At 73.9% G+C, this 25595-nt stretch carries 22 protein-coding genes; 13 read left to right on the plus strand and 9 right to left on the minus strand.

Going from position 1 to position 25595, the window contains the following annotated elements; all coding sequences use genetic code 11:
* Positions 1–5: 5 nt before the first annotated feature.
* A complete protein-coding gene (gene ilvD / locus K329_RS0104815) occupies positions 6–1739 on the minus strand; it encodes a dihydroxy-acid dehydratase (protein WP_052336353.1) in 1734 nt (577 codons plus the stop codon).
* A gap of 96 nt (positions 1740–1835) precedes the next feature.
* On the opposite strand from ilvD, the gene K329_RS24635 reads away from it, so the two are divergent.
* From K329_RS24635 to K329_RS24645, 3 genes are all read left to right on the plus strand, one after another.
* Entirely contained in the window at positions 1836–2609 is a 774-nt protein-coding gene (locus K329_RS24635) for an HAD family hydrolase (protein ID WP_245596433.1), read from the plus strand.
* 8 nt (positions 2610–2617) lie between these two features.
* The gene (locus tag K329_RS24640; RefSeq protein ID WP_043642418.1) at positions 2618–5173 is read left to right on the plus strand and encodes a glycoside hydrolase family 65 protein; all 2556 of its coding nucleotides are present in this window, start codon (positions 2618–2620) and stop codon (positions 5171–5173) included.
* 214 nt (positions 5174–5387) lie between these two features.
* A complete protein-coding gene (locus tag K329_RS24645; protein ID WP_245596434.1) occupies positions 5388–6242 on the plus strand; it encodes an EamA family transporter in 855 nt (284 codons plus the stop codon).
* 21 nt (positions 6243–6263) lie between these two features.
* On the opposite strand, the gene K329_RS0104835 is transcribed toward K329_RS24645, so the two are convergent.
* The gene (locus K329_RS0104835) at positions 6264–7940 is read right to left on the minus strand and encodes an alkaline phosphatase D family protein (protein WP_028472172.1); all 1677 of its coding nucleotides are present in this window, start codon (positions 7938–7940) and stop codon (positions 6264–6266) included.
* A gap of 91 nt (positions 7941–8031) precedes the next feature.
* Here K329_RS0104835 and K329_RS24650 point away from each other — a divergent pair, with 91 nt between their 5' ends.
* The 3 genes from K329_RS24650 to K329_RS0104850 are packed head-to-tail and all read left to right on the plus strand — an operon-like array spanning position 8032 to position 10376.
* Positions 8032–9000, plus strand: coding sequence for an alpha/beta fold hydrolase (locus K329_RS24650; protein ID WP_245596435.1), 969 nt, complete (start codon positions 8032–8034; stop codon positions 8998–9000).
* Positions 9001–9049: 49 nt separating this feature from the next.
* Entirely contained in the window at positions 9050–9190 is a 141-nt protein-coding gene (locus K329_RS30715; RefSeq protein WP_157571564.1) for a hypothetical protein, read from the plus strand.
* 37 nt (positions 9191–9227) lie between these two features.
* Positions 9228–10376 carry a PQQ-dependent sugar dehydrogenase gene (locus K329_RS0104850; RefSeq protein ID WP_028472173.1) on the plus strand — a complete coding sequence of 383 codons (1149 nt, stop codon included), beginning with the start codon at positions 9228–9230 and terminating at the stop codon, positions 10374–10376.
* A gap of 26 nt (positions 10377–10402) precedes the next feature.
* Here K329_RS0104850 and K329_RS29335 read toward each other — a convergent pair whose 3' ends face one another.
* Together K329_RS29335 and K329_RS0104860 are read right to left on the minus strand one after the other, a co-directional pair.
* On the minus strand, positions 10403–11095 hold the full coding sequence (locus tag K329_RS29335) for a DUF6226 family protein (RefSeq protein ID WP_052336355.1): 693 nt from the start codon (positions 11093–11095) through the stop codon (positions 10403–10405).
* Between the two features lie 126 nt (positions 11096–11221).
* Positions 11222–12706: an HNH endonuclease signature motif containing protein gene (locus tag K329_RS0104860; protein ID WP_028472174.1), complete on the minus strand. Its 1485-nt coding sequence runs from the start codon at positions 12704–12706 to the stop codon at positions 11222–11224.
* A 536-nt stretch (positions 12707–13242) separates the two neighbouring features.
* Here K329_RS0104860 and K329_RS0104865 point away from each other — a divergent pair.
* From K329_RS0104865 to K329_RS0104895, 7 genes are all read left to right on the plus strand, one after another.
* Entirely contained in the window at positions 13243–14403 is a 1161-nt protein-coding gene (locus K329_RS0104865) for a FecCD family ABC transporter permease (RefSeq protein WP_084540980.1), read from the plus strand.
* A 77-nt stretch (positions 14404–14480) separates the two neighbouring features.
* Positions 14481–15482: an ABC transporter substrate-binding protein gene (locus tag K329_RS0104870; protein ID WP_084540981.1), complete on the plus strand. Its 1002-nt coding sequence runs from the start codon at positions 14481–14483 to the stop codon at positions 15480–15482.
* Entirely contained in the window at positions 15479–16255 is a 777-nt protein-coding gene (locus tag K329_RS0104875) for an ABC transporter ATP-binding protein (RefSeq protein WP_028472177.1), read from the plus strand. The genes K329_RS0104870 and K329_RS0104875 overlap by 4 nt, the downstream gene beginning before the upstream one ends.
* Positions 16252–17043: a class I SAM-dependent methyltransferase gene (locus K329_RS0104880; RefSeq protein WP_052336356.1), complete on the plus strand. Its 792-nt coding sequence runs from the start codon at positions 16252–16254 to the stop codon at positions 17041–17043. Before K329_RS0104875 ends, K329_RS0104880 begins: the two co-directional genes overlap by 4 nt.
* 77 nt (positions 17044–17120) lie before the next feature.
* Positions 17121–17717 (plus strand): hypothetical protein, encoded by a 597-nt coding sequence (locus tag K329_RS0104885; protein WP_028472179.1) that lies wholly within the window; start codon positions 17121–17123, stop codon positions 17715–17717.
* Between the two features lie 144 nt (positions 17718–17861).
* Positions 17862–18518: a hypothetical protein gene (locus K329_RS0104890; RefSeq protein ID WP_028472180.1), complete on the plus strand. Its 657-nt coding sequence runs from the start codon at positions 17862–17864 to the stop codon at positions 18516–18518.
* Positions 18515–19063: a hypothetical protein gene (locus K329_RS0104895; protein WP_028472181.1), complete on the plus strand. Its 549-nt coding sequence runs from the start codon at positions 18515–18517 to the stop codon at positions 19061–19063. Before K329_RS0104890 ends, K329_RS0104895 begins: the two co-directional genes overlap by 4 nt.
* A 63-nt stretch (positions 19064–19126) precedes the next feature.
* Here K329_RS0104895 and K329_RS0104900 read toward each other — a convergent pair whose 3' ends face one another.
* Genes K329_RS0104900 through K329_RS0104920 form a run of 5 tightly spaced genes read right to left on the minus strand, consistent with a single transcriptional unit; the run spans position 19127 to position 25433 of the window.
* Complete coding sequence (locus K329_RS0104900) at positions 19127–19951, minus strand: ECF transporter S component (RefSeq protein WP_028472182.1); 825 nt, start codon at positions 19949–19951, stop codon at positions 19127–19129.
* Complete coding sequence (locus tag K329_RS0104905) at positions 19948–21588, minus strand: ABC transporter ATP-binding protein (protein ID WP_028472183.1); 1641 nt, start codon at positions 21586–21588, stop codon at positions 19948–19950. Before K329_RS0104905 ends, K329_RS0104900 begins: the two co-directional genes overlap by 4 nt.
* The gene (locus K329_RS24660) at positions 21585–22721 is read right to left on the minus strand and encodes an energy-coupling factor transporter transmembrane component T (protein ID WP_052336357.1); all 1137 of its coding nucleotides are present in this window, start codon (positions 22719–22721) and stop codon (positions 21585–21587) included. The genes K329_RS0104905 and K329_RS24660 overlap by 4 nt, the downstream gene beginning before the upstream one ends.
* Before the next feature lie 10 nt (positions 22722–22731).
* Complete coding sequence (locus K329_RS0104915) at positions 22732–23739, minus strand: hypothetical protein (RefSeq protein WP_028472184.1); 1008 nt, start codon at positions 23737–23739, stop codon at positions 22732–22734.
* Positions 23736–25433, minus strand: coding sequence for a prenyltransferase/squalene oxidase repeat-containing protein (locus tag K329_RS0104920; RefSeq protein ID WP_028472185.1), 1698 nt, complete (start codon positions 25431–25433; stop codon positions 23736–23738). Before K329_RS0104920 ends, K329_RS0104915 begins: the two co-directional genes overlap by 4 nt.
* Positions 25434–25595: the final 162 nt, after the last annotated feature.

Here is a 25595-nt window from a genome sequence, read left to right on the forward strand (position 1 = left end):
GTGCGTCAGCCGGTGACGGCGCCGTGGGCCGCGGACTGCACCGTCTTGGCGTACTTGCCGAGCACGCCGCGCGTGTACTTCGGCGGCAGCGGCGCCCAGCCCACCTTGCGGCGCTCCAGCTCCTCGTCGTCGATGTCGACGTCGAGGCGGCGGTTGGCCACGTCGAGGGTGATCGTGTCGCCGTCGCGCACGAACGCGATCGGGCCGCCGTCGGCCGCCTCGGGGGCGACGTGGCCGACGCAGAGGCCGGTCGTGCCGCCGGAGAAGCGACCGTCGGTGAGCAGCAGGACGTCCTTGCCCAGGCCCGCGCCCTTGATCGCGCCCGTGATGGCGAGCATCTCGCGCATGCCCGGGCCGCCCTTGGGGCCCTCGTAGCGGATGACGACGACGTCGCGCTCCTTCAGGCCGCCGGCGGCGAGCTCGTCCATCGCGGCGCGCTCGCCGTCGAAGACCCGGGCGGTGCCGGTGAAGACCGACTCGTCGAACCCGGCGCTCTTCACGACCGCGCCCTCGGGGGCGAGGGTGCCCTTGAGGATGGTGAGACCGCCCGTGGCGTGGATGGGCCGGTCGAGGCTGCGGATCACGTCGTCGTCGACCAGCGGCGGGTCGATGTCGGCCAGGTTCTCGGCCAGCGTCTTGCCGGTCACGGTGAGGCAGTCGCCGTGCATGAGGCCCGCGTCGAGCAGGGCCTTCATCACCATCGGAATGCCGCCCTTCTGGTCGACGTCGTACATCACGTACTTGCCGAACGGCTTGAGGTCGCCGAGGTGCGGCACCTTGTCGCCGACGCGGTTGAAGTCGTCGAGGGTGAGGTCGACCTCGGCCTCGCGGGCGATGGCCAGGAGGTGGAGCACGGCGTTGGTCGAGCCGCCCAGCGCCATGACGACGGTGATCGCGTTCTCGAACGCCTTCTTCGTCATGATCTGGCGGGCGGTGATGCCCTTGCGCAGCAGCTCGACGACGGCCTCACCCGACTTGTGCGCGTAGCCGTCGCGACGCCGGTCGGCGGCCGGCGGGGCGGCCGAGCCGGGCAGCGACATGCCGAGCGCCTCACCGACGGCGGCCATGGTGTTGGCGGTGTACATGCCGCCGCAGGCGCCCTCGCCGGGGCAGATGGCGCGCTCGATCTTGTCGACCTCGTCGCGGCTGATCTTGCCGGCCAGGCAGGCGCCGACGGCCTCGAAGGCGTCGATGATCGTGACGTCGCGGCCGTCGACCTTGCCGGGCATGATCGAGCCGGCGTAGAGGAAGACGCTCGAGAGGTCGAGGCGCGCGGCGGCCATGAGCATGCCGGGCAGCGACTTGTCGCAGCCGGCCAGCAGCACGGAGCCGTCGAGGCGCTCGGCCATCATCACGGTCTCGACCGAGTCGGCGATGACCTCGCGGGAGACGAGCGAGAAGTGCATGCCCTCGTGGCCCATCGAGATGCCGTCGGAGACGGAGATGGTGCCGAACTCCAGCGGGAAGCCGCCGGCGGCGTGCACGCCGTTCTTCACGGCCTTCGCGAGCCGGTCGAGCGAGAGGTTGCACGGCGTGATCTCGTTCCACGACGAGGCGACCCCGACCTGGGGCTTCACCCAGTCGTCGTCACCCATGCCGACGGCACGAAGCATGCCGCGCGCGGCGGCCTTCTCGAGGCCGTCCGTCACGTCCCGCGAGCGGGGCTTGATGTCGATCTCGGGCGTGGGGGCAGACCCGTCGTCGGTCTGCTGGGGGGTCTGGGGGGAGCCGCCGGTCATGGGCGGCAGCGTACGCCGCGCCCCCGGATCACGACGTCACACCCCGTTTACCCGGCCGCGGCAGCGCGCGGGGCCGACGGCACCTAGCCTGGGCGCGTGACGAACAAGATCGACTGGTCCGCGTACCGCGCCGTGCTCTTCGACCTCGACGGCGTGATCACGCCGACCGCCGAGGTCCACATGCGGGCCTGGGAGGCGATGTTCAACGCCTTCCTGGCCGGTTGGGAGGGCGAGGGCGACACCGCGCCGTACACCGACCGCGACTACTTCGACCACGTCGACGGCAAGCCGCGCTACGACGGCGTGCGCGACTTCCTCGCCGCCCGTGGCATCACGCTGCCGGAGGGCACCCCGGAGGACGCGACGAGCGAGGACACCGTCTGCGGGCTCGGCAACCGCAAGAACGACGCGTTCAACGAGGTGCTCGAGAAGGAGGGCGTGACGGCCTACCCCGGCTCCGTCGCCCTGCTCGACCACCTGGCCGGCACCGACCTGCGTCTCGCGGTCGTGTCGTCGTCGGTCAACGCCCCCGCCGTGCTCGAGGCCGCCGGGCTGCTCGACCGCTTCGAGGTTGTCGTCTCGGGCGCGGTCGCGACCGAGCTAGGCCTGCCGGGCAAGCCGGCCCCCGACACGTTCCTGCACGCCGCCTCGGTGGTCGGCGCCGACGCCGCCACCTCGGTCGTGCTCGAGGACGCCGTCTCCGGCGTCCGCGCCGGCGCCGCGGGCGACTTCGGCGCCGTGGTCGGCGTCGACCGCGGCGTGGGCGCCCAGGTGCTCGTCGACGCAGGCGCGACGCTCGTCGTCGACGACCTGGCCGAACTCGTGCCCGGCACCGACACCGACACCGACACCGCCGAGGAGGCCGGCTGATGGCGAAGATGACCCACGAGGTGGCCGCGGACCCGATGGACCGGGGGCGCTTCCCCGTCGACGAGTGGCGCCTGCTCGAGACCGACCACCACCCGGACGACCTCGGGCTCACCGAGACGCTCTTCACGGTGGCGAACGGCTACCTCGGCATGCGCGGCAACCCCGCCGAGGGGCGCGACGCCCACGCCCACGGCACCTTCATCAACGGGTTCCACGAGACGTGGCCGATCAAGCACGCCGAGAGCGCGTTCGGCTTCGCCCGCACCGGCCAGACGATCGTGAACGTGCCCGACGTCAAGGTCATGAAGCTGTACGTCGACGACGAGCCCCTCAACCTGGGCACCGCCGACCTCGAGCACTACGAGCGTGCGCTCGACTTCGCCTCCGGCCTCCTGAAGCGCACCCTCGTGTGGCGCACGCCCTCGGGCAAGCGGGTGCGCGTCGTGTCGACCCGCATGGTGTCGATGACCGAGCGCCACCTCTCGCTGCTCAGCCTCGAGGTCACGATGCTCGACGGCAACGCGCCGATCGTCATCTCCTCGCAGATGCTCAACCGCCAGGACGGCAAGGACGAGTACCACGTGCCCGACGCCTCGCTGGGCGAGGGTGTCGACCCCCGCAAGTCGGCGGGCTTCGACCACCGGGTGCTCCTCCCCCGCGGCCACTACGCCAACGAGCAGCGGATGATGCTCGGCTACCAGGCCGCCCGCTCGAAGATGACGATCGCCGTCGCGGCCGACCACCTGCTCACGTGCGACGACCGCTACGAGGTCATCCGCCACGCCGAGGAGGACTCGGCGAAGTACGTGCTGCGCGTCGACGCCACCGAGGGCCGCACGGTCATCCTCGACAAGCTCGTCGCCTACCACTCGTCGCGCGGCGTGCCCGTGCGCGAGCTGTCCGACCGGTGCGACCGCACCCTCGACCGGGCCCGCCGTCTCGGCGTCGCGCACTACCACTCCGAGCAGCGCGAGTGGTTCGACCGGTTCTGGGCCTCGGCCGACGTCGTCGTCGAGGGCCAGCCGGCCCTGCAGCAGGCGATCCGCTTCAACCTCTTCCAGCTCGCCCAGGCCAGCGCGCGCGCCGACCAGCAGGGCGTGCCGGCCAAGGGCGTCAGCGGCTCCGGCTACGAGGGTCACTACTTCTGGGACACCGAGGTCTACGTCCTGCCGTTCCTCACCTACACGCAGCCCGACGCCGCCCGCAACGCCCTGCACTTCCGCGTGCGGATGCTGCCGGCCGCGCGCGACCGGGCCCGCGAGATGGCCCAGGAGGGCGCCCTCTTCCCGTGGCGCACCATCAACGGCGAGGAGGCCTCGGCGTACTACGCGGCGGGCACCGCGCAGGTGCACATCGACGCCGACATCTCCTACGCGCTGAGCAAGTACGTCGACGCGACCGGTGACGTCGGGTTCCTGACGCGCGACGGTGTCGACATCCTCATCGAGACGGCCCGCATGTGGGCCGACCTCGGGTTCTGGCGCACCAACGGCGACGACTCGTTCCACATCCACGGCGTCACCGGTCCGGACGAGTACACGACGGTCGTCAACAACAACCTCTTCACGAACGTGATGGCCCGCTACAACCTGGAGCGGGCCGTCGAGGCCGTCCGCTCCGTGCAGGCCGACGACCCCGCGTCGTACACGCAGATCGTGCACCGCACGGGCCTGAGCGTCGAGGAGGTCGACGAGTGGGCCCGCTGCGCCGAGGGCATGACGATCCCGTTCGACGAGGCGCTGGGCATCCACCCGCAGGACGAGCACTTCCTCGACCGCGAGGTCTGGGACCTCTCCCGCACGCCCAACGAGCTGCGCCCGCTGCTCCTGCACTACCACCCGCTGGTGATCTACCGGTTCCAGGTGCTGAAGCAGGCCGACGTCGTGCTCGCGCTCTTCCTCCAGGGCGACCGCTTCACGGCGGAGGAGAAGAAGGCCGACTTCGAGTACTACGACCCGATCACGACGGGCGACTCGACGCTGTCGGCGGTCGTGCAGTCGGTGATGGCCGCGGAGGTGGGCTACCACGAGGTCGCGATGAAGTACTTCCGCGCGTCGCTCTACGTCGACCTCTCCAACCTCCACGGCAACACGGTCGACGGCCTGCACATCGCGTCGGCCGGCGGCGTCTGGTCGGCGCTGGTGTCGGGCTTCGGCGGCATGCGCAACCACGGCGGACGACTCTCGTTCGACCCGCGGCTGCCCGCCGACTGGCCGTCGCTCACCTTCCCGCTGCAGTGGCACGGCACGACCGTGCAGGTCACGGTGACGCAGACCGACTTCACCGTCGCGGTCACGGCGGGCGACGGCGAGGTGCCCCTGCGGGTGCGCGGCGTCGAGCACGTGGCGCGGCGCGGCGCGCCGGTGCACGTGGAGCTCGACGGCCAGGGCCCGTGCCAGGAGGGCGAGCTGGGCGACCGGCCGCTCATCGGCGGCCACCGGGCCGACGGCACGATCATCACGGCCGGGGTCCCGACGCCGATGCCGTCGCCGGAGGACACCACCGACACCGCGGACGTCGAGGCGGCGTACGAGACCGTCCCGAGCGACCCGCCGCCGGCCTGACGCCGGCTCCGAGCCGGGTCGGGGGCACGGGGGGCAGCCAGCCGTCCATCCCGTCCATCCCGTGTAACGCGGTGTCCGAGTGTCTGCACACGTGTTCCACCGCGTGTGCAGACACCTGGACACCGCGTTGCACGGGGGCGGCCGCGTGCCCCTACGATCACCCGGCCCGCTCCACGACCCACCCCACCCCAGCCGCCCGTCCCCGAGGAGCACCGTGACCCGCGCCGTGTGGCTCGTGCTCGTCGGCATCGTGTCGGTGCAGCTGGGCGCCGCGGTCGCCAAGGGGCTCTTCGACGAGCTCTCCCCCACGACGCTCGTGTGGCTGCGGCTGCTGACGAGCACGCTCGTGCTGCTCGCCTGGGCCCGTCCGCGGCTGCGGGGACGCAGCCGGGCGGACTGGTACGTCGTGATCGGCTTCGGGCTGAGCCTCGGCACGATGAACTGGGCGATCTACCAGGCGTTCTCCCGGATCCCGCTCGGCATCGCGGTGACGATCGAGTTCATCGGCCCGCTGTCGCTGGCGCTGCTCGGCTCGCGACGGGTCCGGGACCTGCTGTGGGTCGGCCTCGCCGCCGCCGGCGTGGTGCTCCTGGGCGCCGAACCGGCCGACCTCGACCCGGTGGGCGTCGCGTTCGCGCTCGTCGCCGGGGCCGCGTGGGCGTCGTACATCCTGCTCAGCGCCCGCACCGGCGCCCGCTGGCCCGGCATCGACGGGTTGGCGATCGCGAGCCTCATCGGCACGATCCCGCTCACGCCGTACGTGCTCGGCGCCCACGGCGACCAGCTCCTGAGCGTCCGGGTGCTGCTCATCGGGCTGGCGGTCGGGCTGCTCAGCTCGGTGATCCCCTACACGTGCGAGCTCGTCGCGCTGCGCACCCTGAAGCCGTCGGTGTTCGGCATCCTCATGAGCCTCGAGCCCGCGGCGGCCGCGCTCGCCGCGCTGCTCGTGCTGGGCGAGGTGCTCAGCGCCCTGCAGGTGGCCGCGCTGGTCTGCGTCGTCACCGCCGTGGCGGGGGCCACGAGCACGAGCCGGGGCGGGCCGACGATCGCCGAGCCCGCCCCGGACTGAGCCCGCCCGGGCCCGGACCGCTCAGTACCCCGTCTCCTCCCGGATCGTGTCGGCCACGACCTGCTCGTCGCTGGGGAGGGCGCGCCGCGCGGCCGTCGTGACGAGCGGGGCGTCGGCGGTCTGCTGCATGCCGCGGACGCGGTCCTCGACGACGTACGAGCGGCGCGTGAAGACCTCCGCACCGGGCGTGGTGACCCGGGGCAGGCACCGGTAGTCGACCGTCATGGCCTGCGGCGTGATGGTGGTGGAGACGTAGCCGCGCAGGTTGGTCCAGAACGTGAGGTTCGGGTTGTCGTCGGCCCACGGGTGGGCGCCGTCGGGGTCGTCGTAGCCGTCACCGCCCGAGGTGATCGACGTCGTGACGAACTCCGAGCCGACCGGGGTCGTGGGGTCGGCGTAGTCGAGGAACAGGTCGGACCCCCAGTGGGCGTGCACGTCGCCCGTCAGCACCACCGGGTTGCGGACGCCCGCGTCGACCCAGCCCTGCGTGATCCGCTGCCGGGACGCGGGGTAGCCGTCCCACGCGTCCATCGACACCGTCGGCACGGCCGCCTCCGCGTTCTGGCGGCCGCCGAAGAAGACCTGCTGGCCCAGCACGTCCCACCGCGCGGTCGAGTCGGCGAAGCCGTCGAGCAGCCAGTCCTCCTGGAAGTGGCCGGGCAGCGAGCGGGCCGGGTCGTCGTACCCGCCGCCACGCGGCTTGAAGCCGTCGCCGTTCGCCTGGTCGGAGCGGTACTGCCGGGTGTCGAGCATGTGGAAGGTCGCGAGCTGGCCCCAGCTGATGCGGCGGAACAGCTGCATGCCCGGACCGCTCGGCACGGACGTGCGCCGCAGCGGCATGTTCTCGTAGTAGGCCCGGTAGGCCGCGACCCGACGGTCGACGAACTGCCGCTGCTCGGCCGGCTTCTCCGACACCTCGGCGGCGTAGTTGTTGTCGACCTCGTGGTCGTCCCAGACCACCAGCCAGGGGGCGGCGGCGTGGGCGGCCTGCAGGTCGGGATCGGTCTTGTACTGCGCCAGGCGCTGCCGGTAGCCGGCGAGCGTCGTGGTCTCGGGCCCGGCGTGGGGGCGCAGGTTCGCCGCGTTGGCGGGGCCCTCGTACTGGTAGTCGCCTAGGTGGAGCACGAGGTCGGGGCGCTCGTCGGCGAGGTGGCGGTAGGCGGTGAAGAAGCCCGCCGGGTAGTTGGAGCACGACGCGAAGGCCACGGTCATCGACGCCGGGAGGCTGCCCGGCGCGGGAGCCGTGACGCCCCGGCCGACGCCCGAGACGTGGCGCCCGACGCGGAACCGGAACCAGTACTCGCGCCCTGGCCGCAGCCCCGTGAGCTCGACGTGGACGGCGTGGGCCGTCTCCGGGCCCGCCGAGACCGTGCCGCGGCGCGCGACCCGGCGGAACGACTCGGCCTCCGCCAGCTCCCACACCACGTCGTACCGGCGCGAGGGCACGCCCCCGAGGCCGTCGTCGGCGAGGGGCTCGAGGGCCAGCCGGGTCCAGATGACGAACCCGTCGGGGGCGGGGTCGCCCGAGGCGATGCCGAGGGTGAAGGGGCTGGTGGGGAACGGCCGCGTGGCCGCCGTACGGCGGGAGTCGGGCGCCGCGGCGACGGCCGCGCCGGAGCCGACCGCACCGGTCGAGGTGAGCAGGGCAGGGCCGACGAGGGCGCCCGCACCCAGGACAGTTCTCCGAGATGGATGCATGCCTGCGACACCACGCCGTCGAGTCGACGAGCGCCTCTCACCCGGGTGAACACCTCGTGGCGGGACGGTTCGTGGTGCACAATCGGGCCTCGTGCCTCCCTCCCTGAGGGCCGTCGACGACGACGAGCCCCGCGCCACCGGCCTCCGCCTCGCGTTCCACGACGTCGCCAGCACCGACGGCACCCTCCTGCGGGCGTGGACCAACGACCCCGACCACGTGCTCCCCGGGCCGACGGTGCTGCTGTGCAACGGGCTCGGCACGAACCCCCACACGTGGCCCGCGCTGCTCGACCCCGCGTGCGACGTGCGCGTCGTGTCATGGCAGCACCGGGGCGTCGGCGGCTCGGCGCGGCCCGCGGAGGTCTGCCGCATCGGCATCGACGCGTTCGTCGAGGACGCGCTCGCAATCATGGACGACGCCGGCCTCGACCGCGCGCCCGTGATGGGGTGGTCGATGGGCGTCAACACGGCGTTCGAGCTCGCCACGCTGCACCCCGGTCGCGTGAGCGGCCTGCTCGCCGTCGCCGGCGTGCCGGGCGCGACCTTCTCGACAATGCTCGAGATCACCCACCTGCCCGCCCCCGTCCGCGGGCGTCTCGCCGTGGGCATCACCCACGTGGGCCGGGCGCTGGGTCCGGCGCTCAACGCCGTCGTGCCGCACCTGCCGATCGGGCCGCGCACCATCGACCTGCTGAGCGCCGTCGGCTTCATGGGCGACATCGCCGACAAGGAGGCCGCCGCAGTCGCGGTCAAGGAGTTCCTCACCACCCCGCTGGACTGGTACTTCCACATGGCGCTGCACACCGCCCGCCACCAGCGGGTCTCGCTGAGCGCGATCGACGTGCCCACGGCGTTCGTCTCGGGCTCCCACGACGTGCTCGCGGGTCCGGGCTCGATGCGGTCGGCGGCGGCACGGATGAGCGACGCGACGTACGTCGAGCTGCCCGGCACGCACTTCGTGGCGATGGAGCGGCCCGACGAGGTCCACCAGCTGCTGCGCGACCTGCTGGTGCGGGTTGCGGCGAGCGAGCCGGGCCGACCCGGCACGCCGGGGTCGTAGGCCGCGTCGTGGGCGCGGGGGCGGGGGCCCGGGAGGAACGACCGACGAGATGGGGCTTCCCCTCCACGAGGGGTTCGAGGACGACGAGTGGGGCCGGCACGTGCTCGACCCGGCCCCGGTCTGGTACCAGGTGGAAGCCGGCCCCGACCTCCTGCGAGTCAGCTTCGGCTATCCGGTCCGGGGCTACTGACCGGGCCGGTGCCCAGCGGTCGGCTAGCGTCGCCAGAGTGCGCCGTACCGCAACCGCCGCCCTGACCGCGACCGCCCTGGTCCTCCTGGCCGCCTGCGCGAGCGACACCCAGGAGGCCGAGTCCCCCGCGACCAACAGCCCGAGCCCGTCCGAGCCCTCGTCGACCGCCACGCCCGACGCGACCGCGTCCGCGGCACCCGCCGTCGCCCCCCGGACCCCCACCGTGAGCGGTGACGTCACCACCGGACTGAACGCCCCGTGGGACGTCGCGATCCTGCCCGACGGCACGGCCGTCGTCCCGGAGCGCGACAGCGGCATCGTGAAGACGGTCGCCCCCGACGGCACGACCACCGAGGTCGGGGAGTTCGACGAGGCCGAGCCGGGCGGCGAGGCGGGCCTGCTCGGTGTGGCCGTGTCGCCGGACTTCTCGACCGACCGCAGCCTGTACTTCTACCTGACCACCGACGACGACAACCGCGTCGTACGACGCCAGCTCACCGAGGCCGGCACGATGGGCGACAGTGAGCCGATCCTCACGGGGATCCCCAGCGCCAACCGTCACGACGGCGGGCGGATGACGTTCGGTCCGGACGGCTATCTCTACGTCGGCACCGGCGACGCGAACGACGCCGACCTCGCCCAGGACGCCTCGTCGCTGGCCGGCAAGGTCCTGCGCATCACCACCGACGGCGACCCCGCCCCCGACAACCCGGACCCGTCCTCGCCCGTGTGGTCGATGGGCCACCGCAACGTGCAGGGCCTGGTCTTCGACCCCGACGGCAACCTCTGGGCGAGCGAGTTCGGCGACCAGCGCTTCGACGAGCTCAACCTCATCACCGCGGGCGCCAACTACGGGTGGCCCGAGGTCGAGGGCGAGGGCGGCACTGACCAGGGCTTCGTGGACCCGCAGGTCACCTGGACCACCGACGAGGCCTCCCCCTCCGGCCTCACGTACGCCGACGGCACCCTCTGGATGGCCTCCCTCCGCGGCCAGACGTTGTGGCGCATCACCGTGGCCGGTGGCGAGGCCAGCGATCCCACCCCGTTCCTCACCAACGAGTACGGCCGGCTGCGCGCCGTCGCCCCGGCCGCGGACGGCACGCTGTGGCTGCTCACCAACAACACCGACGGGCGCCTCGAGCCCGGCCCCGACGACGACCGGATCCTGCGACTCGCGCTGGGCTGACGTCTCGACGGTCGGCGAGGCTCAGGTCACCAGGGACCACCGAGCAGGCTCCGCCGCCCAACCGTCGCGCCGGACCGAACGGCAGCGATGATGCGCGGAGCCTGTTCGCCGCCCACGACTCCCGAGGCGGACCAGCAACCGTCGGGGCCCGTCGTCACGGACCAGTGCTCGTCCTCGGCATGGACGAAGTCGCCCGCGATCACTGCCTCGAACACCCGGTCGATCTCGTCGAGCAGGTTCTCGGAGCCGTCGTCGCAGGCATCGCATCCGCACTGCGGCCGGGCACCGACCACGAGCGCCGGGTCACCGACGCCGATCCGCACGTGGTCACCGGCCACCTCGACGGCGCCGACATCCAGGAGCAGGGGCTGCGCAGCCGGGCGACGAGGGCGGAGCCAGAGAACCCCGGTCGACCCTGGCGCACTGCTCCATCCCGTCGGCGCGGACGCGCTCCGCTCCTCCTCCGCGAGCCCGAGCGTCACCACCGCGTGCCGCCATGCGTCGACCCGCGCCCCGACGATCCGGTAGCGGTCGGGGTCGGTCACCCGGCTGTAGGCCTCCTCGGGAGGCCCCTCCGGCCGAAACGGGTCCGGCCACGACACGGAGCCGAGGGGACCGTCGTCGTAGAACGCACGCATCGCCGCCCGCACCTCGTCCAGCTCCACGGGAGCAGCGTAGTGAGCGCAGCGCTGCCGATGGGTGAGGAGCGAGCGCAGCACTACCGGTGGGTGAGGAGCGAGCGCAGCGAGCGTCTCGAAGCCACCTCGCGATTCCGGGCATGACGGCACACCCCAGTGACGGGTGTCGCTGGGGTGTGCGGTCAGGCGGGTACAACGCGCGGTGGGTCAGGCGGCGCGGTCAGGCGGTAGCGGGATCGTGCCGTGGGGGTCGACGAGGTACTGCTGGTCGTGGGGGCTGGTCCAGACGAACGACCCGTCGGGCAGGCGCCGGTAGCGCCACTTGCGTTCCCTCCCGATGCCGCTCGGCGACGGGTGGGTCTTGACCCTGTGATGTCGCCGGCAGAGCGGGGCGAGGTTGGTCGTGGAGGTCTGGCCCGGTGGCCCGCCGTCGCCTGGGTGGTGCGGGTCGGGCGGGGCGTATTCCTCGATGTGGTCGAGGTCGCAGCCCCGCGCCGGCCTCGTGCAGTGGGGGAAGACGCAGGTGGGCCTCGTGAGGCGGACGCGGTCGGCGATCCGGTCGGGGATCTCGTAGGCGTCGACCGTGATCTGGTCGCGGAGGTCGATCACCGGTTTCACGACGACCTGGGTGGAGGTGGCGCGGCACCACTCGCGGACCTGCTCGGCGAGCACGAAGCTGCGGGTCTTCTCGACCCGGGCCAGGTCGACGCCGCCGCAGGCGTTCGGGTCCAGGTCGGTCAGTGCGGCCTCGGAGAGGTGGACGTGGATCACGACCTGACGGGCCTTCGACCGCGTCGCAGCCGACGCGGCCGGCGCGGTGTCGCTGCCGGTCTGGTCGCTGGCCTCGCCCGTCGTGGTCCGCACAGCGTCGGCGTTGTCGCAGCCGCTGAGGTCGAGGGTCGTCTGGCGCCGCGCGATCTCCCCGACCGCGGATGCGCGTCGTGCATCGAGGGAGTCGAGCGACCCCGCGAGCGCGAGGTCGGCGGCCACGCGGGAGACGGCGTTCTCGAGGTCGAGGGCGTCGGCGAGGTCGAGGGTCCCCGATACCGGCACCACCCCTCGGGCCGGATCCACCTGGGCGTCGAAGTCGATGTCGAACCGTCGGGTGGCGTCGGAGTCGGCGCGGTCGAGCTCGGCCTTCTCGGGGTCGAACCGGGCGATGGCCTCGGCAACCAGCTTCTGGGCGGTCACCAGGCCGGTCTTGTGGGCGACCGGGGCGAGGTGCCGGTCGACGAACTCCGCGCCATCCGGGGTGAGCTGCGTGGTCTCGTCGGCGATCTTGCGTGCCCGCCACACCGGCAGCACCCCCGCGACCACCCGGTTCCAGAGCCGCGGAAGGCGGTGGCGCAGCTCGACCGCGTTGCCGACGAGCCGCCGACCCGAGTCGGTCGAGAGACCGAGGGCAGCCGCTATCTCGACCACGCAGAACTCCGACACCAACGGCGCGCCCGGCCCGCCGAGCTCGCCGAACACGTCCGCGCCGGGCAGGAGGTGGGCGTCGGAACGCAGGAGTCCGAACGGGCCGTGCTGGTCGGCGACGACACCGTCCTCGGTGTGCGCGTCGGCCCAGTCCGCGACCGCGACGAGGACCTCGACCTCAGCTGTCCGCTGGCGTGCCAGGGCGGCCCGCGCACCGTCGAGCAGCGCGGCCGGGAAGGCGGTGCGCTCGGAGGTGGCGGTGGGCTGGCTCATGCCTTGATTCTATTCGCTCACGCGTTCGAATGCCAGGGTCGACGAGTGATCTGGGGATAACTGTTTGACCAGGTCAGGCGACCTTCAAGTGCAGAGAAGGGGGGTGGTTTCGAGACGGGCCTAGCGGCCCTCCTCAACCACCGCAGGCGCGGAGCCGATGCTCACCCCTCAACACCGTGGGCGCGGGCCCGGCGCCTCTCCTCAACCACCGCCGGCGTGATTTCGAGACGCTCGCTGGCGCTCGCTCCTCAACCACCGAACGACGCTCGCTGGCGCACGCTCCTCCACCACCGAGGCCACATCCACCGTGGTTTCGAGACGGGCCTGGCGGCCCTCCTCAACCACCACACGGCTGGCGGCCCTCCTCAACCACCGGGCGGCGCTCGCCCCTCCACCCCACCACCGCACGACCCGCGCCCCGACCCACCCGACGTACCCGACCTGCCCGACCGGGCAGTCGACGCACCGCCGTCCACCAGTAGGGTGCTGTTGCAAAGAGTTCGCAGCAAGAGCCCCCCTCGAGAACCAGGACGACGATGACGCCCGGCGCCCCCGCCCCCACCGACACGGCCCGCGTGCCGCTCGTGAAGGGCGCACCCTCCGGCTCGGTTGCGCCCCGCCTGACCCCGAGCAGCGACAGCGACCCGCTCGGCATGGTCGGCCGCCGACGGCGCAGCATCGCCTGGCTCCTCGGGCTGACCGCGCTGCTCGTGGTCTCCGTGGTGCTGGCGGTCGGGCTCGGGTCCGTCAACGTCTCCCCCGCCACCGTCGCCAGGATCATCGGCCACCACCTGCTCGGCGTGCCGGGTGACGTCACCTGGGAGGTCACCGACGACGCGATCGTCTGGGAGGTCCGGATGCCGCGCGTCGTGCTCGCCGTCTTCGTGGGCGCCGGGCTCGCCGTCGCCGGCGCGGCGCTGCAGGCGATGGTGCGCAACATCCTGGCCGACCCCTACGTGCTCGGCATCAACTCCGGGGCGAGCTGCGGCGCGGCCGGCGCCATCCTCTTCGGCCTCGGTGCCGGGCTCGGTGACTACGCCCTCCAGGGCAGCGCGTTCCTCGGCGCGCTCGGCGCCTCGCTCCTCGTCTTCACCATCGCCCGCAGCGCGGGACGGATCACCTCGGTCCGGCTGCTCATGGCCGGCGTCGCGATCGGCTACGCCCTCTCGGCGGCCACCAGCTTCCTGATCTTCGCCTCCGACTCCGCCGAGGGCTCGCGCTCGGTGATGTTCTGGCTGCTCGGCTCGCTCGGCCTGGCTGCGTGGAACGAGGCGCTCGCGGTCGTCGTGGTCGTGGTCGCCGGTGTCGCCGCCGTGCTGACCCTGCTCGGACGACGCCTCGACGCCCTCGTCGTCGGTGACGAGACCGCCCTGACCGTCGGTGTCTCCCCCGAGCGCTTCCGCACCCAGCTGCTCGTGCTCGTCTCGCTGATGGTCGGCGTCGTCGTCGCCATGGCCGGCAGCATCGGGTTCGTCGGTCTCGTCGTGCCCCACCTGGCCCGACGCTGCGTCGGCGGCGCCCACACCGTCGTCGTGCCGGTCGCCGCGCTCATGGGCGCGATCCTGCTGGTGTGGGCCGACCTCGTCGCCCGGGTCGCCCTGGCCCCGCAGGAGATCCCGATCGGCATCATCACCGCCCTCGTCGGCGCCCCCTTCCTGCTGCTGCTCGTCCGCCGGTTCCAGGCCGTCCCGACCTGACCCGGCCGACCAGCCCGCGCGGCCCCACGGCACCGCGCCCGCCGTACCCCACCACCACCCGACCGAGGGAGCCCCCGATGACCACGCCCGCCCCGGCCCGAGCGGCCCTGCGCCGTACGACGAGCGCCCTCGCCTGCGCGACGCTGCTGCTCCCCCTGGCCGCCTGCGGCGACGACGCCGACGCCGCCGGTGGCGTCACCGTCGAGAACTGCGGCACCGACGTGACGTTCGAGTCGACGCCGGAGCGCATCGTGATGCTGAAGAGCGCCGCCGTGCCCGCGCTCGCCGAGCTGGGCCTGCTGGACCGGGTCGTCGCGCGCGCCGGGCAGTACCCGGAGGAGTACTACGACGACGAGACCAACGCGGCCCTCGCCGACATCCCGCTGCTCACCGACCGCACCGACGCCAGCGGCCACCTGCAGATCTCGCGCGAGGAGGTCATCGCCCAGCGGCCCGACCTGGTGCTCGGCGAGGTCGAGAACCTGAACCGGGAGACGCTGGCGTCCTCCGACATCCCGCTCATCGAGGAGCCCGTGCTCTGCGGCGCGACCGGGGACGCGTCGATGGACGACGTCTACGACCAGGTGCGGCTCTTCGGCACGATCTTCGACGCCGAGGACGAGGCCGACGCCGCCGTCGCCGACCTCGAGGGCCAGGTCGAGGAGATCACGGCCCGGGTGCCCGCCGGCGAGACCCGCACCGCGGCGGTGCTCTACCCGACCGTCGGCGGCGGCGTGACCTACGCGTACGGCACCCGCTCGATGGCCGCCCCGCAGCTGGAGGCCGCCGGCCTCACCAACGTCTTCGGCGACGTCGAGGACCGCGTGTTCGAGGTGACCGCCGAGGAGCTCATCGGGCGCGACCCCGACGTGCTGGTGCTCCTGTACGGCGACGGCGACCCCGACGAGGTCGTCGACGCCGTCACGAGCCAGCCGGGCGCCGGGGGCATCAGCGCCGTCCGCGACGGGGCCGTGCTGCCGCTGCTGTTCAACTACACCGAGCCGCCCAGCCCGCTGAGCATCGACGGCCTCGGCCAGATCGTGGACTTCCTGGCCGCCACCCCCACCGGCACGCCGTGATCCGCGCCCACGGCGTCGGCCACCGCTACGGCCGTCACGTCGTCGTCGACGACGTGACGCTGCACCTGCCCGAGGGCGCGACGGTCGGGCTCGTCGGACCCAACGGCAGCGGCAAGACGACCCTGCTGCGCACCCTCTACGGCTCGCTCCAGCCGGCCACCGGCCACGTGCTGCTCGGCGACGACGACGTCGCCGGCCTGCCGCGCGAGCGGGTCTCCCGCGAGATCGCGGTCGTGGTGCAGGAGCACGGCGGCGACCTGCCGCTGCGGGTCGCCGACCTCGTGCTCCTCGGGCGGCTCCCCTACCGCCGCGCCTACCAGCGCACGACCACCGACGACCACGCGCTCGCGGCCGCCGCCCTCCAGCGGGTCGGGGCCCTCCACCTCGCCGAGCGGGAGTTCTCCGGGCTCTCGGGCGGCGAGAAGCAGCGCGTGCTCATCGCCCGCGCGCTCACCCAGGAGGCCGAGCACCTGCTGCTCGACGAGCCCACCAACCACCTCGACATCCGCTACCAGCACGAGGTGCTCGACCTCGTGCACTCCCTCGACGCGACCGTCGTCGTCGTGCTGCACGACCTCAACCTGGCCGCGCGCTACTGCGACCACGTCGTGCTGCTGCGCGAGGGCCGCGTCGTCGCGCAGGGCCCGCCCGCGGAGGTCCTCGTGCCCGACGTGCTCGAGCCCGTCTACGAGGTCGGCGTACGACGTGTCGACCTCGACGGCGAGATCAACCTGCTCTTCCGTCCCGCCCACTCCCTCAGGAGGTCCGCATGACCCTCACCACGAGCACCACGACCGACGCGACGAGCGTGCAGGACAAGCTCGACCAGTACTGGAGCGGCCGCGCGACGGCGTACGACGCCTACCAGGTCGGCGGGGAGCGCTACGCCCTCGACCGCGCCGCCTGGGCGGACGTCTGGTCCTCCGCCCTCCCCACCGCCCCGGCCGACGTGCTCGACGTGGGCACGGGCAGCGGGTACGTCGCGACCCTCCTCGCCGGGCTCGGCCACCGCGTCACGGGGCTCGACAGCGCCGAGGGCATGCTCGAGCGCGCCCGCGACCACGCCGACCGGCTCACCGGGGACGACCGCCCCGCGCCGCGGTTCGTGCGCGGCGACGCCGTCGACCCGGCCGCCACGCCGCAGGTCGAGGAGGGCGCGTTCGACGCCGTCGTGAGCCGCTACGTGCTGTGGACCCTGCGCGACGCGGACGTGGCCGTGCAGCGCTGGATCCGGCTGCTGCGGCCCGGCGGGCTCGTCGCGTGCGTCGACGCCACGTGGTACCCCGAGGGCATCCGCCCCGAGGCCGGCCACGGCGAGGAGGTCGAGACCACGGAGGGCCCCGGTGCCTTCGCCCGCGCGTACGACGCGGAGGTCCAGGCCGCGCTCCCCCTCGCGGCCGCCCACACGATGGAGGACGCCGCCGACCTGTTCCGCGCCGCGGGGCTGGAGGACGTCACCCTGACGCGCCTCGACGCGCTCCTCGAGCTCGACGAGCGCTTCGGTGTCGCGCCCGGCCACGAGGTGCGCCCGCAGTACCTCGTGACGGGGCGTCGCCCCTGACGTCGGCGGGTGACGGCCGGGGCGCCTGAGTACGCCGCTCCATCGACCCCGGTGCCGGACGCGTCGACGATCGACCGGTGACCGTCTCACCCCTGCACCCCGGCCTGCCCTCGCGCGCCCTCCTCCGGGCCGAGCGGCTGCGGCTCCAGGGCGCCACCCTTCTGACGTTCGGGTTCCTCGGGCTGGCGCTGGTGCTGCTGCTCAGCGTCGACGGCTACCGGTGGACGGACGACGACCGTGTGGTCGACGACGGCGTGCCGCGGGTCTTCGAGCTCCCGGCCGGGGCGACCGTCTACCTGTGGGGCGACGAGTCCGTCCGGGCGCCCGACTGCGTCGTCCGCGACGCCGCCTCGGGCGACGACCTGGACCTTCGCCCTGCGAGGACCGGCTTCGTGCGGCAGGGCGGGAGCGCCGGCGACTACCGTCCCGAGCTCGCGTTCACCACGCGGGACGGAGACGTCGAGATCACCTGCGGCGCCATCGCCTGGTCCGGCGGAACGAATCCGGCCACCGCCCACGTCGAGGCCCGTCCCTGGCTGCCGGCGTGGATCGACAACCTCGGCCCGGCCTGGCGGGTGCTGCCGGTCCTCGGCCTGCTCGTGGCCGGGGCACTGCTGCTCGCGCTCGGCTGGGGCTCGACCGTGCGCCTGTCGCTCCGCGAGCGCCGGGGCTGACGTCGTACGCGTGCAGACCCGACACCTCGGCGTCGCCGACGGGTGGGAGTTCATGATTCACGCCCCGTCGTCGGCCTGGCCCCTCTAGGTTGGGCCCGTTCGTGCTCGTGGTCGCTCGGTCCGGCCGTCGTCGGAGGGGGTGTCGTGGGTCGTCGACCGCCGCGCACCTTCGCCGACCTCCAGCAGGAGCTCGCGACCTTCGGCGTCGTCTCTCTCCGGATCGATCGGTCCTCGCTAAGACTGGCCCGGGCAGAGGCCAGCGCTCGGCGACTGCCCTGGGTGCTCTCGATCCTCGGCGTCCTGATCGCTGCCGTCATGGTCAGCCCGCTGCCCGACAGCGCTGCGGTCCTCGCAGCCCCGTTGGCCGGGGCCTTCCTCTGGCCCCAGGAGGCTCGGCACCCGCGCCGGGCTCGCACCACGCCGGTCGTCACGGTGACACGCGAGACCGTCGACGTCGGCACTGGAGACGACCGGGTGAGCGTCCCCTGGACCGCTGTCACCCGCGTCGTCATCGACCACGAGACGACGCCGGAGGTGTGTGCCGCGATCGTGCTCGACTCCCGCTGGGCACGCGCGGAGCGGACCGGGGCTCATCAGGACGCGACGTGGGTGCTCGTCGGCCCCCAGGAGCCCGCGAGGCCGATCGCGTGGCTCGAGAAACGGCTCGGGCGGGCCATGGGACGCCCTCGCAAGCCCGAGGGAGCCATCCGTCTGCCCGAGCACCTCGACGTCGCGCCGGGCGACCTGGCGGCCTGGCTCGACGTACGACGCCGCGCGGCGACGAATCCGGACCTCCGATGACGTCCGGCGAGGTCGCGGCCCGTCTCGACGCGACCCTGCAGAGGGAGGGCGTCGTCGAGGTGCGCACCGACCTCGACGCCGAGCGTCGGACGGCCCTCGCGGCCGGGGCACGGCGAGCCACTGGGCTGGCCCTGCTGGTCGTCGTGGTCGTCGCCGGAGTGGTCACCCTCGGCTACGTGCTCTCCTGGGACGACCCGTGGGGTGGCCTGGCCGGGGCCGTGCTGGCGACTGGTCTCGTCCTCCTCCTCAAGATCGCCTTCGACACGTTCCTCGACGCCCCGCACATGCCGCTGGTCGTGACGGTCACCCATGACGGGGTGTCCATCGGCACCGACCCGCGAAATGCGGCGGCGACGTACCCCTGGTCGGCGATCACCTCGGTCGGTCTGGATCGCTCGACCGGCACCGACCGGGTGGTGCTCGAGGTCGAGCCGGGCCGGGCGCCCGGGGGCGTCGTACACCTGCCGCGCCACCTCGAGGTCGAGGCCGAGGACCTGGCGGCCTGGCTCGACGTACGACGCCGCCTCGCCACCGCCGCCGACTGACCACTCCGCGCAGACGCGGCAGCTCGGCACCTCCCGCGCATGCAGACGCGACGGCCCGCCGCCTCAGTCGTCGACGGGCACGCGCACCACGCGGGCGCGGCGGGCGGCGCGGCGCAACGAGGTGAGCACCGCGGGGCCGAGCAGGGCGATCGCGACGGCGTTGGTGAGGGCGCGGCCGGTGTCCCAGCTGCTCGTCGACGTGACCAGCGTGTAGACGCCGAAGCGGCGCAGGTTCTCCAGCAGCGGATCGCCGGGCACGAACATGAGGCCGTCGCCGTCGACCCCGGGGATGCCGATGCCGAGCAGGTACGGCCAGCCCTGCAGGTTGAGGAACATCCCGTACGCGTAGGCGGCGAGCACGCCGTACGCGACCAGCATCACGATCTCGGCGCGTCCGGAGACGCGACGCGGCAGCAGCCCGGCGCCCATCCCGACCCAGGCGGCGACGAGCATCTGGTACGGCATCCACGGCCCGACTCCCGCCGTCAGCAGGGCGGAGGCGAACAGCGAGAGGCAGCCCAGGGCGAAGCCGAAGCCGGCCCCGAACACCCGCCCGCCCAGGATGAGCAGGAAGAACACGAGCTCGATCCCGGCCACCCCGGCGCCCATCCCCCGCAGCACCGCGTTGATCGCGACGAGCACGCCGAGGATGGCCAGGGCCCGGGAGTCGAGGCCGCCCTCGCTCAGCTCGGCCAGCACCACCGCCAGCACGACCGGCATGAGCGCGAGGAAGACGAACGGCGGCTGCACGCGCGTGCCGGCCTCCACCTGCACCAGCAGCGGCCACACCAGCATCATCAGACCGGCGACCGACGCGACCGCCAGCACGAGGGCCGACCGTCGCCCGACGGGTACGGCGACCGCGGCGCGGGTGCGCACCTCGCTCACGACGCCTCCCCGGTGGCCGGTCGGTCGGGAGCGGCGGCAGCGGCCACGACTTCGTCGACCCGCAGCCAGCCGCCGCCGACGATCTTGCTGACCTGGGGCGCGAAGGAGGGCGACTCGGCGAGCACGCGCCGTACCGGACCCGCGGAGAGCACCTCGCCCTCGGCCATCACCACGACACGGCCCGCGACCCGGGCGACGAACTCGACGTCGTGGGAGGCGACGAGCACCGCCCGCCCGCGGGCGGCGAGGTCGGCCAGGGTGACCGCGAGGGCCTCCTTGGCCGGGTAGTCGAGGCCGCGGGTCGGCTCGTCGAGCAGCACCACCGGCGGCTCGGCGACGAGCACGATCGCGAGCACGAGGGCCAGGCGCTGGCCCTCGGAGAGGTCGCGCGGGTGGAGCGTGCCGTCGACGTCGGGCACCATGCGCGCGAGCAGCGCGCGGCAGGTGCCCGGCTCCCGGACGGATCCGGCGTCGGCGGCGGCGCACTCGTCGTCGACGGTCTCGAGGTAGAGCAGGTCGGCCGCGGACTGCGGCACGAGGCCGACCGCACGCACGCGCTCGTCGGCGGAGAGGCGGGCCGGGTCGACGCGGTCGCCGCGCGGCCCGGTGACGGCGACCGTGCCGGCGTACCGCCTGCGGCTGCCCTGCAGCGCCCAGATGAGCGACGACTTGCCGGCGCCGTTGCGGCCCATCAGCGCGGTGACCGACCCGGCGGGCAGGTCGAGGTCGACCTCGCGGACGGCGACGTGCCGACCGTGCACGACGGTGACCCGGGAGGCGCTGAGCCCGTGGTCCGGCTCGGCGGGCGGCTCGGGTACGTCGACCGGCGGGCGCAGCGCGGACAGCGTGGGCCGGGCGCGGCGCCGGGCCTCGCGCACGGTCAGCGGCAGGGGCTCCCAGCCGAGGGCGCGGCCGAGCTCGACGATCGGTGGGGCGACCGGGGAGGTGCGCAGGACGTCGGCGGGGTCGCCGACGTGGACGCCCCCGTCGCCGGTGAGCAGGCAGATGCGGTCGGCGAACGGCACGACCCGCTCGAGCCGGTGCTCGGCGAGCAGCACCGAGAGGCCGACGTCGTGCACGAGCCGGGTGAGGGTCGCGAGCACCTCCTCGGCCGCCGTCGGGTCGAGCGCGGAGGTGGGCTCGTCGAGCACGAGCAGGCGGGGGTGCACGGCGAGCACCGCACCGATGGCGACCCGCTGCTGCTGGCCGCCGGAGAGGGTGCGCAGGTCGCGGTCGCGCAGGTCGGCGATGCCGAGGAGGTCGAGCGTCTCCTCGACCCGGCGCCGCATCGTCGCGGGCGGCAGCCCGAGCTGCTCCATGCCGTAGGCGAGCTCGTCGGCGACCGTGTCGGTGACGAAGCCCGCCACCGGGTCCTGCCCGACGTACCCGACGAGGTGGGCGCGCTCCCGCGGGGGCAGCTCGATGACGCTGCGCCCGTCGACGAGCACGTCGCCGGTGAGGGTGCCGCCGGTGAAGCGCGGGACGAGCCCGGGCAGCACGCCCAGCAGCGTCGACTTGCCGACGCCCGTGCGGCCGGCGACGAGCACCAGCTCGCCCTCGTCGACGGCGAGGTCGACGCCGGACAGCACCGGCGGGCCGTCGTCGTAGGTGAGGGTGATCCCTCGCAGCTCGATCACGCGTCCACCTTCTCGCGGGTGCTCGTCGAGGGCGGCGCCGGCGTCGCCGTCCGGACGAGCGGCGGGGCGGGCGCCACCAGCGCGACGAGCGGGAGCAGGGCGCCGAGGAGCGCCAGCACGCTCAGCGTCGGCACCTCGAGGGGGCTCGGGAGGGCCAGGAGCGGCTGGTCGCGCGCCACCCGCGTCAGCAGGCCGGCGGTCGCGATCCCGGAGGCGACCACGACCCACTCGGGCCAGCGCCACGGGTCACGGCGGTAGCGCGTGCGGCCCACGCGACGCCCGGCGCTCAGCAGCCCGGCGACGGCGAGCGCGACCCCGACGACGAGCATCGGCGCCGCCAGCCAGCGCGGCGCGGTCGTGTCGAGCACGCCGTACACCCCGGTCGCGATGCCGAGCAGGCCACCGAGCATGAGGGCACCCGTGAGCAGGCGCTGGCGGCGACCGAGACCGCCGGAGCGTCCGTAGCCGCGCACGTCCATGCCCGCGGCGAGGGCCAGGGAGCGGTCGAGGGCGTCCTCGAGCACCGGCACGAGCACGCGCCGCAGCCGCTGGTGGCGACGACCGCGTCCCTGCGGCGACGGCCGCAGCCGCTGCGCCGCCCGCACCCGGCGGACGCTGTCGGCCAGCTGCGGCACGACGGTCACCGCCACGACGAGCGCCGTGCACACCTCGTAGAGCGCCGCCGGCAGGCAGGCCAGGAGGCGCTTCGGGTTGACCAGCGCGTTCGCCGCGCCGACGCAGATGATGATGGTCGCGAGCCGCATGCCGTCGTACAGGCCGCCCAGCAGCGCCTCCTGCGTCACCGGCCCCAGCAGCCGGATCCCGAGCACCCAGTCGGGCAGCGGGATCTCCGGCAGCTCGACCAGCACCGTCGTGCCGTAGGCGCCGCCCACCAGGAGCCGGAAGAACACCCGCACCACGACGATGACCACGCCGAAGAGCAGGTAGAGCCGGAAGACGCGCGCCCAGGGCTGGTCCGTACGACGCGCGAGCACCACCACCGACGCCGTCGCGACGATCAGCAACAGCACCAGCGGGTTCGTCGTCGTCGACGCCGCCGTCGCCAGACCGACCGCCCAGCCCCACCACGCGAGGGGGTGGAGCTCGCGGCTCAGCCGGGAGACGGACGCCATCGGACCACCATCAGAGCAGCGGGCCCGGGCCCGTCGAGCGTCGTCGGACGAGCACCACCGCGGCGCCCGCGCCACCCAGGCCGAGCAGCGCGACGAGCGCGACCCACCAGGGCAGACCCCCGGACGTCTCGGCGGGGTCGGCCTCGTCGGTCGCCGACGGCTCCGCGGCGTCGGGATCGACCGGCGTCGTCGCGACCTCCCCGGGCGCGGCCGAGGACGTGGTCGCGGCAGGATCGGTCGGCGCCGTGGTCGGCGGTGTGCTCGGCGGCGGGGTGGCCGTCGAGGTCGCGCCGGGCGAGGGTACGGCGGACGCCCCCGGGCTGCCGGGGGTCGAGGGCGACGGGGCGTTGCCGCCGGAGCTGCCGCCCCCGTTGCCCGAGCCGCTGCCTCCCCCGTTGCCCGAGCCGCTGCTGGAGCCGCCGGATCCGGAGCCGGAGCCAGCACCACCGGAACCGCCGCTACCGGACCCGTTGCCGCCCGAGCCGGCACCCGAGCCACCGCCGGCACCGCCGCCGGGCTCGGCGCTGGCGCGCGGTGCGGCGGCGACCTGGGGCGGGGTGCGCGACCCACGGTTCTGCCAGGCCCAGGCGACGTACCCGCCGTCGGGCACGTCGAGGCTCCGGTAGCCGAGCCCGGAGTACTGCCACGTGCCCGACTCGCCGTCGGACCACCACAGGCTCCAGTAGCTGTTGGCCTGGGTGTCGGCGCCGCACTGCTTCCTGGCGGGTCGATCGTTGACGTAGCAGACGAAGCCGGGCGAGCTCGGGTTGTCGAACTGCGCCACACCCGCCGAGCGGAAGAGCGTGTCGGCGGTGCCACCCGAGCCGACGCACTCCTGGAGCACCCCGCCGCCCTCGGGCAGCCGGGTGCCGTCGACGACCACGGTCACGCCGCCGGCCCCCTCGCACGCCGCCGCCGAGGCGGAGGTCGTGACCGTGGGCCCGCCGACGACCACGAGCGCCGGCGTCGCCGTCACCGCGAGGGCGGTGGCGGCGACGAGACGGACGAGGAGCCTCACCGGGTGACGACGAAGGACGAGCTGGCCGTGCGGTCGGCGTACTCGCCGACGACGCTCAGCCCGAACGTGCCCGGGTTGAGCGCGCCCACGAAGCGCAGCTGCGCGCGGCCCGATCCGTCGGCGACACCGGCCCGGCGCGCCTGGCCGCGGTAGGACACCGTGAAGCGCTCACCCGGCGCGAGACCGGCGAGCGTCAGCTGCACCTCGGCGCCGACCCGCACCTGACGGGTGGTGGAGATCTGGAACCGGGCGGCGTCGAGGGCCCACACCTGGATGCGGAGGGCGGGCTGGCGGTAGTCGCCCGTGCTGAGGTAGAGGTTGCGCAGGCCGTTGCCGCGAGGCATCACCACACGGGCGCTCGTGCCCGTCGTCGAGGCCTGCGGGATGCCGCTGCCCGTGAAGCAGCCACGCTGGCCGGGAGCAAGGCCCGCGACCACCAGCGGGATGGCCGTGCCGGCCCGCACGCGGCCCGTCGGCGAGCGGAAACCGAGCGGACCGGACGCGGCCGGGGCGAACGCGAGCGCACCGGCCGACTGCACCGTCGCCAGCTTCCACTGGTAGTTGGCGTCGAGGCCGTCGATGTCGCGGGCCTGACCGCGCACGAGCGCGGCGTCGTCGTACGCGACCGCTCCCCGGTTGTTCGCCAGCGCCGTGATGCAGCCCGGCGCCTCGGCGACCTGGTGCAGCCGCAGCCACACCGCAGCCCGCTCGGCCTGGCCGCCGATGCGGAAGGGGTTGCCCTCGAGGGCGCGCGCCTTGCCGAGGGCCTCACCGGCCAGGCCGGTGCTGTTGGCGTTGGGCCCGAGCTGGTCTCCGTCGTCGAACGCGCCGCTGGCCTTCTGCACGCGCACCAGCCAGCTGACGGCGTCCGCGACGACGGTCCGCAGCTCGGCGTCGCCGGAGGCGTCGGGCAGCAGGGCCAGCACGGCGCGGGCCGTCGCGTCGACGCTGCCGGTGTCGCCGGCGCCGTCGCAGGACTGGTCCGGGGCGTCGGCGGGCGAGAAGTAGAGGCGGAACGAGCCGTCGGCGCACTGCTGCTGGGCGAGGAAGCCGGCGGCACTGTCCGTGAGGTCGCTCTCGGTGGACCGGAGGGCCTCGACGGCGTAGCTCTGGCCGAACACGTTGGCGTAGTCGGCCCCGAACTCGTCGGACGGGTCGAAGTCGTCGCTCACGCGGCCGGCGGTCGGCGCCGTCGTGCTGACCCGTCCCTCGAGCTGGGCGACCAGGTCGGTGCCGCCGAAGGCACGGGCGTCCTGCCCGGCCAGGTCCACGAAGGCCGCCAGCTTCGCCGTCGACCCGGCGCTCACGTAGCCGCCGGGAGCGGTGGACTCGGCGGTGTTCGGGGCGAGCGCGTCGAGGATCTCGGCGATCGTCTCGTTCCCGAAGCCCGACTCGACCAGGACGCGCCCGACGTCGGCGGTCATGCCGTAGTCCTCGAAGTAGAACTCCTGGCCACCGGAGACGTAGCCGTTGGTCATGATGCCGTCGCTCATCTGATCGAGCAGCCACCCGGCCGCGTACGTGCGCGGCAGCCCGTCGTACGCCGCCGGGGCAGCGGAGACGGCGGGTGCGGCGGGTGCGGCGGCGACGGGCGACGCGAGCGGTACGGCGGCGGCCACGGCGACAGCGGTGCTGACGCCGGCGACGGCCCAGGCGCGGCGGCGCAGGGCGCTCCGCGGGGAGACGAGGGACATGGGGTTCCTTCCCGCTGCGGCAGCGGCGGACCCGGGTGAGCGAGCCACCGCTGCGTTCCTCGACAGCGATCGTTCAGGACGCGTCGCAGCAGGCGGTCCGGCTCGCCGCGGCGGGAGGGATCTCCCGGAGCGGCCTACGGTTGCGGGTCAGCGCCGGACTTC

It is taken from the genome of Nocardioides alkalitolerans DSM 16699, from assembly GCF_000426525.1.
GTDB classification, from domain to species: Bacteria; Actinomycetota; Actinomycetes; order Propionibacteriales; family Nocardioidaceae; genus Nocardioides; species Nocardioides alkalitolerans.

Coding starts and splice junctions, on each gene's coding strand:
- K329_RS0104880 (WP_052336356.1), top strand. CDS start 16,252: ATGACCCTCACCACGAGCACCACGACCGACGCGACGAGCGTGCAGGAC.
- K329_RS0104895 (WP_028472181.1), top strand. CDS start 18,515: ATGACGTCCGGCGAGGTCGCGGCCCGTCTCGACGCGACCCTGCAGAGG.
- K329_RS0104865 (WP_084540980.1), top strand. CDS start 13,243: ATGACGCCCGGCGCCCCCGCCCCCACCGACACGGCCCGCGTGCCGCTC.
- K329_RS0104835 (WP_028472172.1), bottom strand. CDS start 7,940: ATGCATCCATCTCGGAGAACTGTCCTGGGTGCGGGCGCCCTCGTCGGC.
- K329_RS24660 (WP_052336357.1), bottom strand. CDS start 22,721: ATGGCGTCCGTCTCCCGGCTGAGCCGCGAGCTCCACCCCCTCGCGTGG.
- K329_RS24640 (WP_043642418.1), top strand. CDS start 2,618: ATGACCCACGAGGTGGCCGCGGACCCGATGGACCGGGGGCGCTTCCCC.
- K329_RS30715 (WP_157571564.1), top strand. CDS start 9,050: ATGGGGCTTCCCCTCCACGAGGGGTTCGAGGACGACGAGTGGGGCCGG.
- K329_RS0104870 (WP_084540981.1), top strand. CDS start 14,481: ATGACCACGCCCGCCCCGGCCCGAGCGGCCCTGCGCCGTACGACGAGC.
- K329_RS0104860 (WP_028472174.1), bottom strand. CDS start 12,706: ATGAGCCAGCCCACCGCCACCTCCGAGCGCACCGCCTTCCCGGCCGCG.
- ilvD (WP_052336353.1), bottom strand. CDS start 1,739: ATGACCGGCGGCTCCCCCCAGACCCCCCAGCAGACCGACGACGGGTCT.
- K329_RS0104920 (WP_028472185.1), bottom strand. CDS start 25,433: ATGTCCCTCGTCTCCCCGCGGAGCGCCCTGCGCCGCCGCGCCTGGGCC.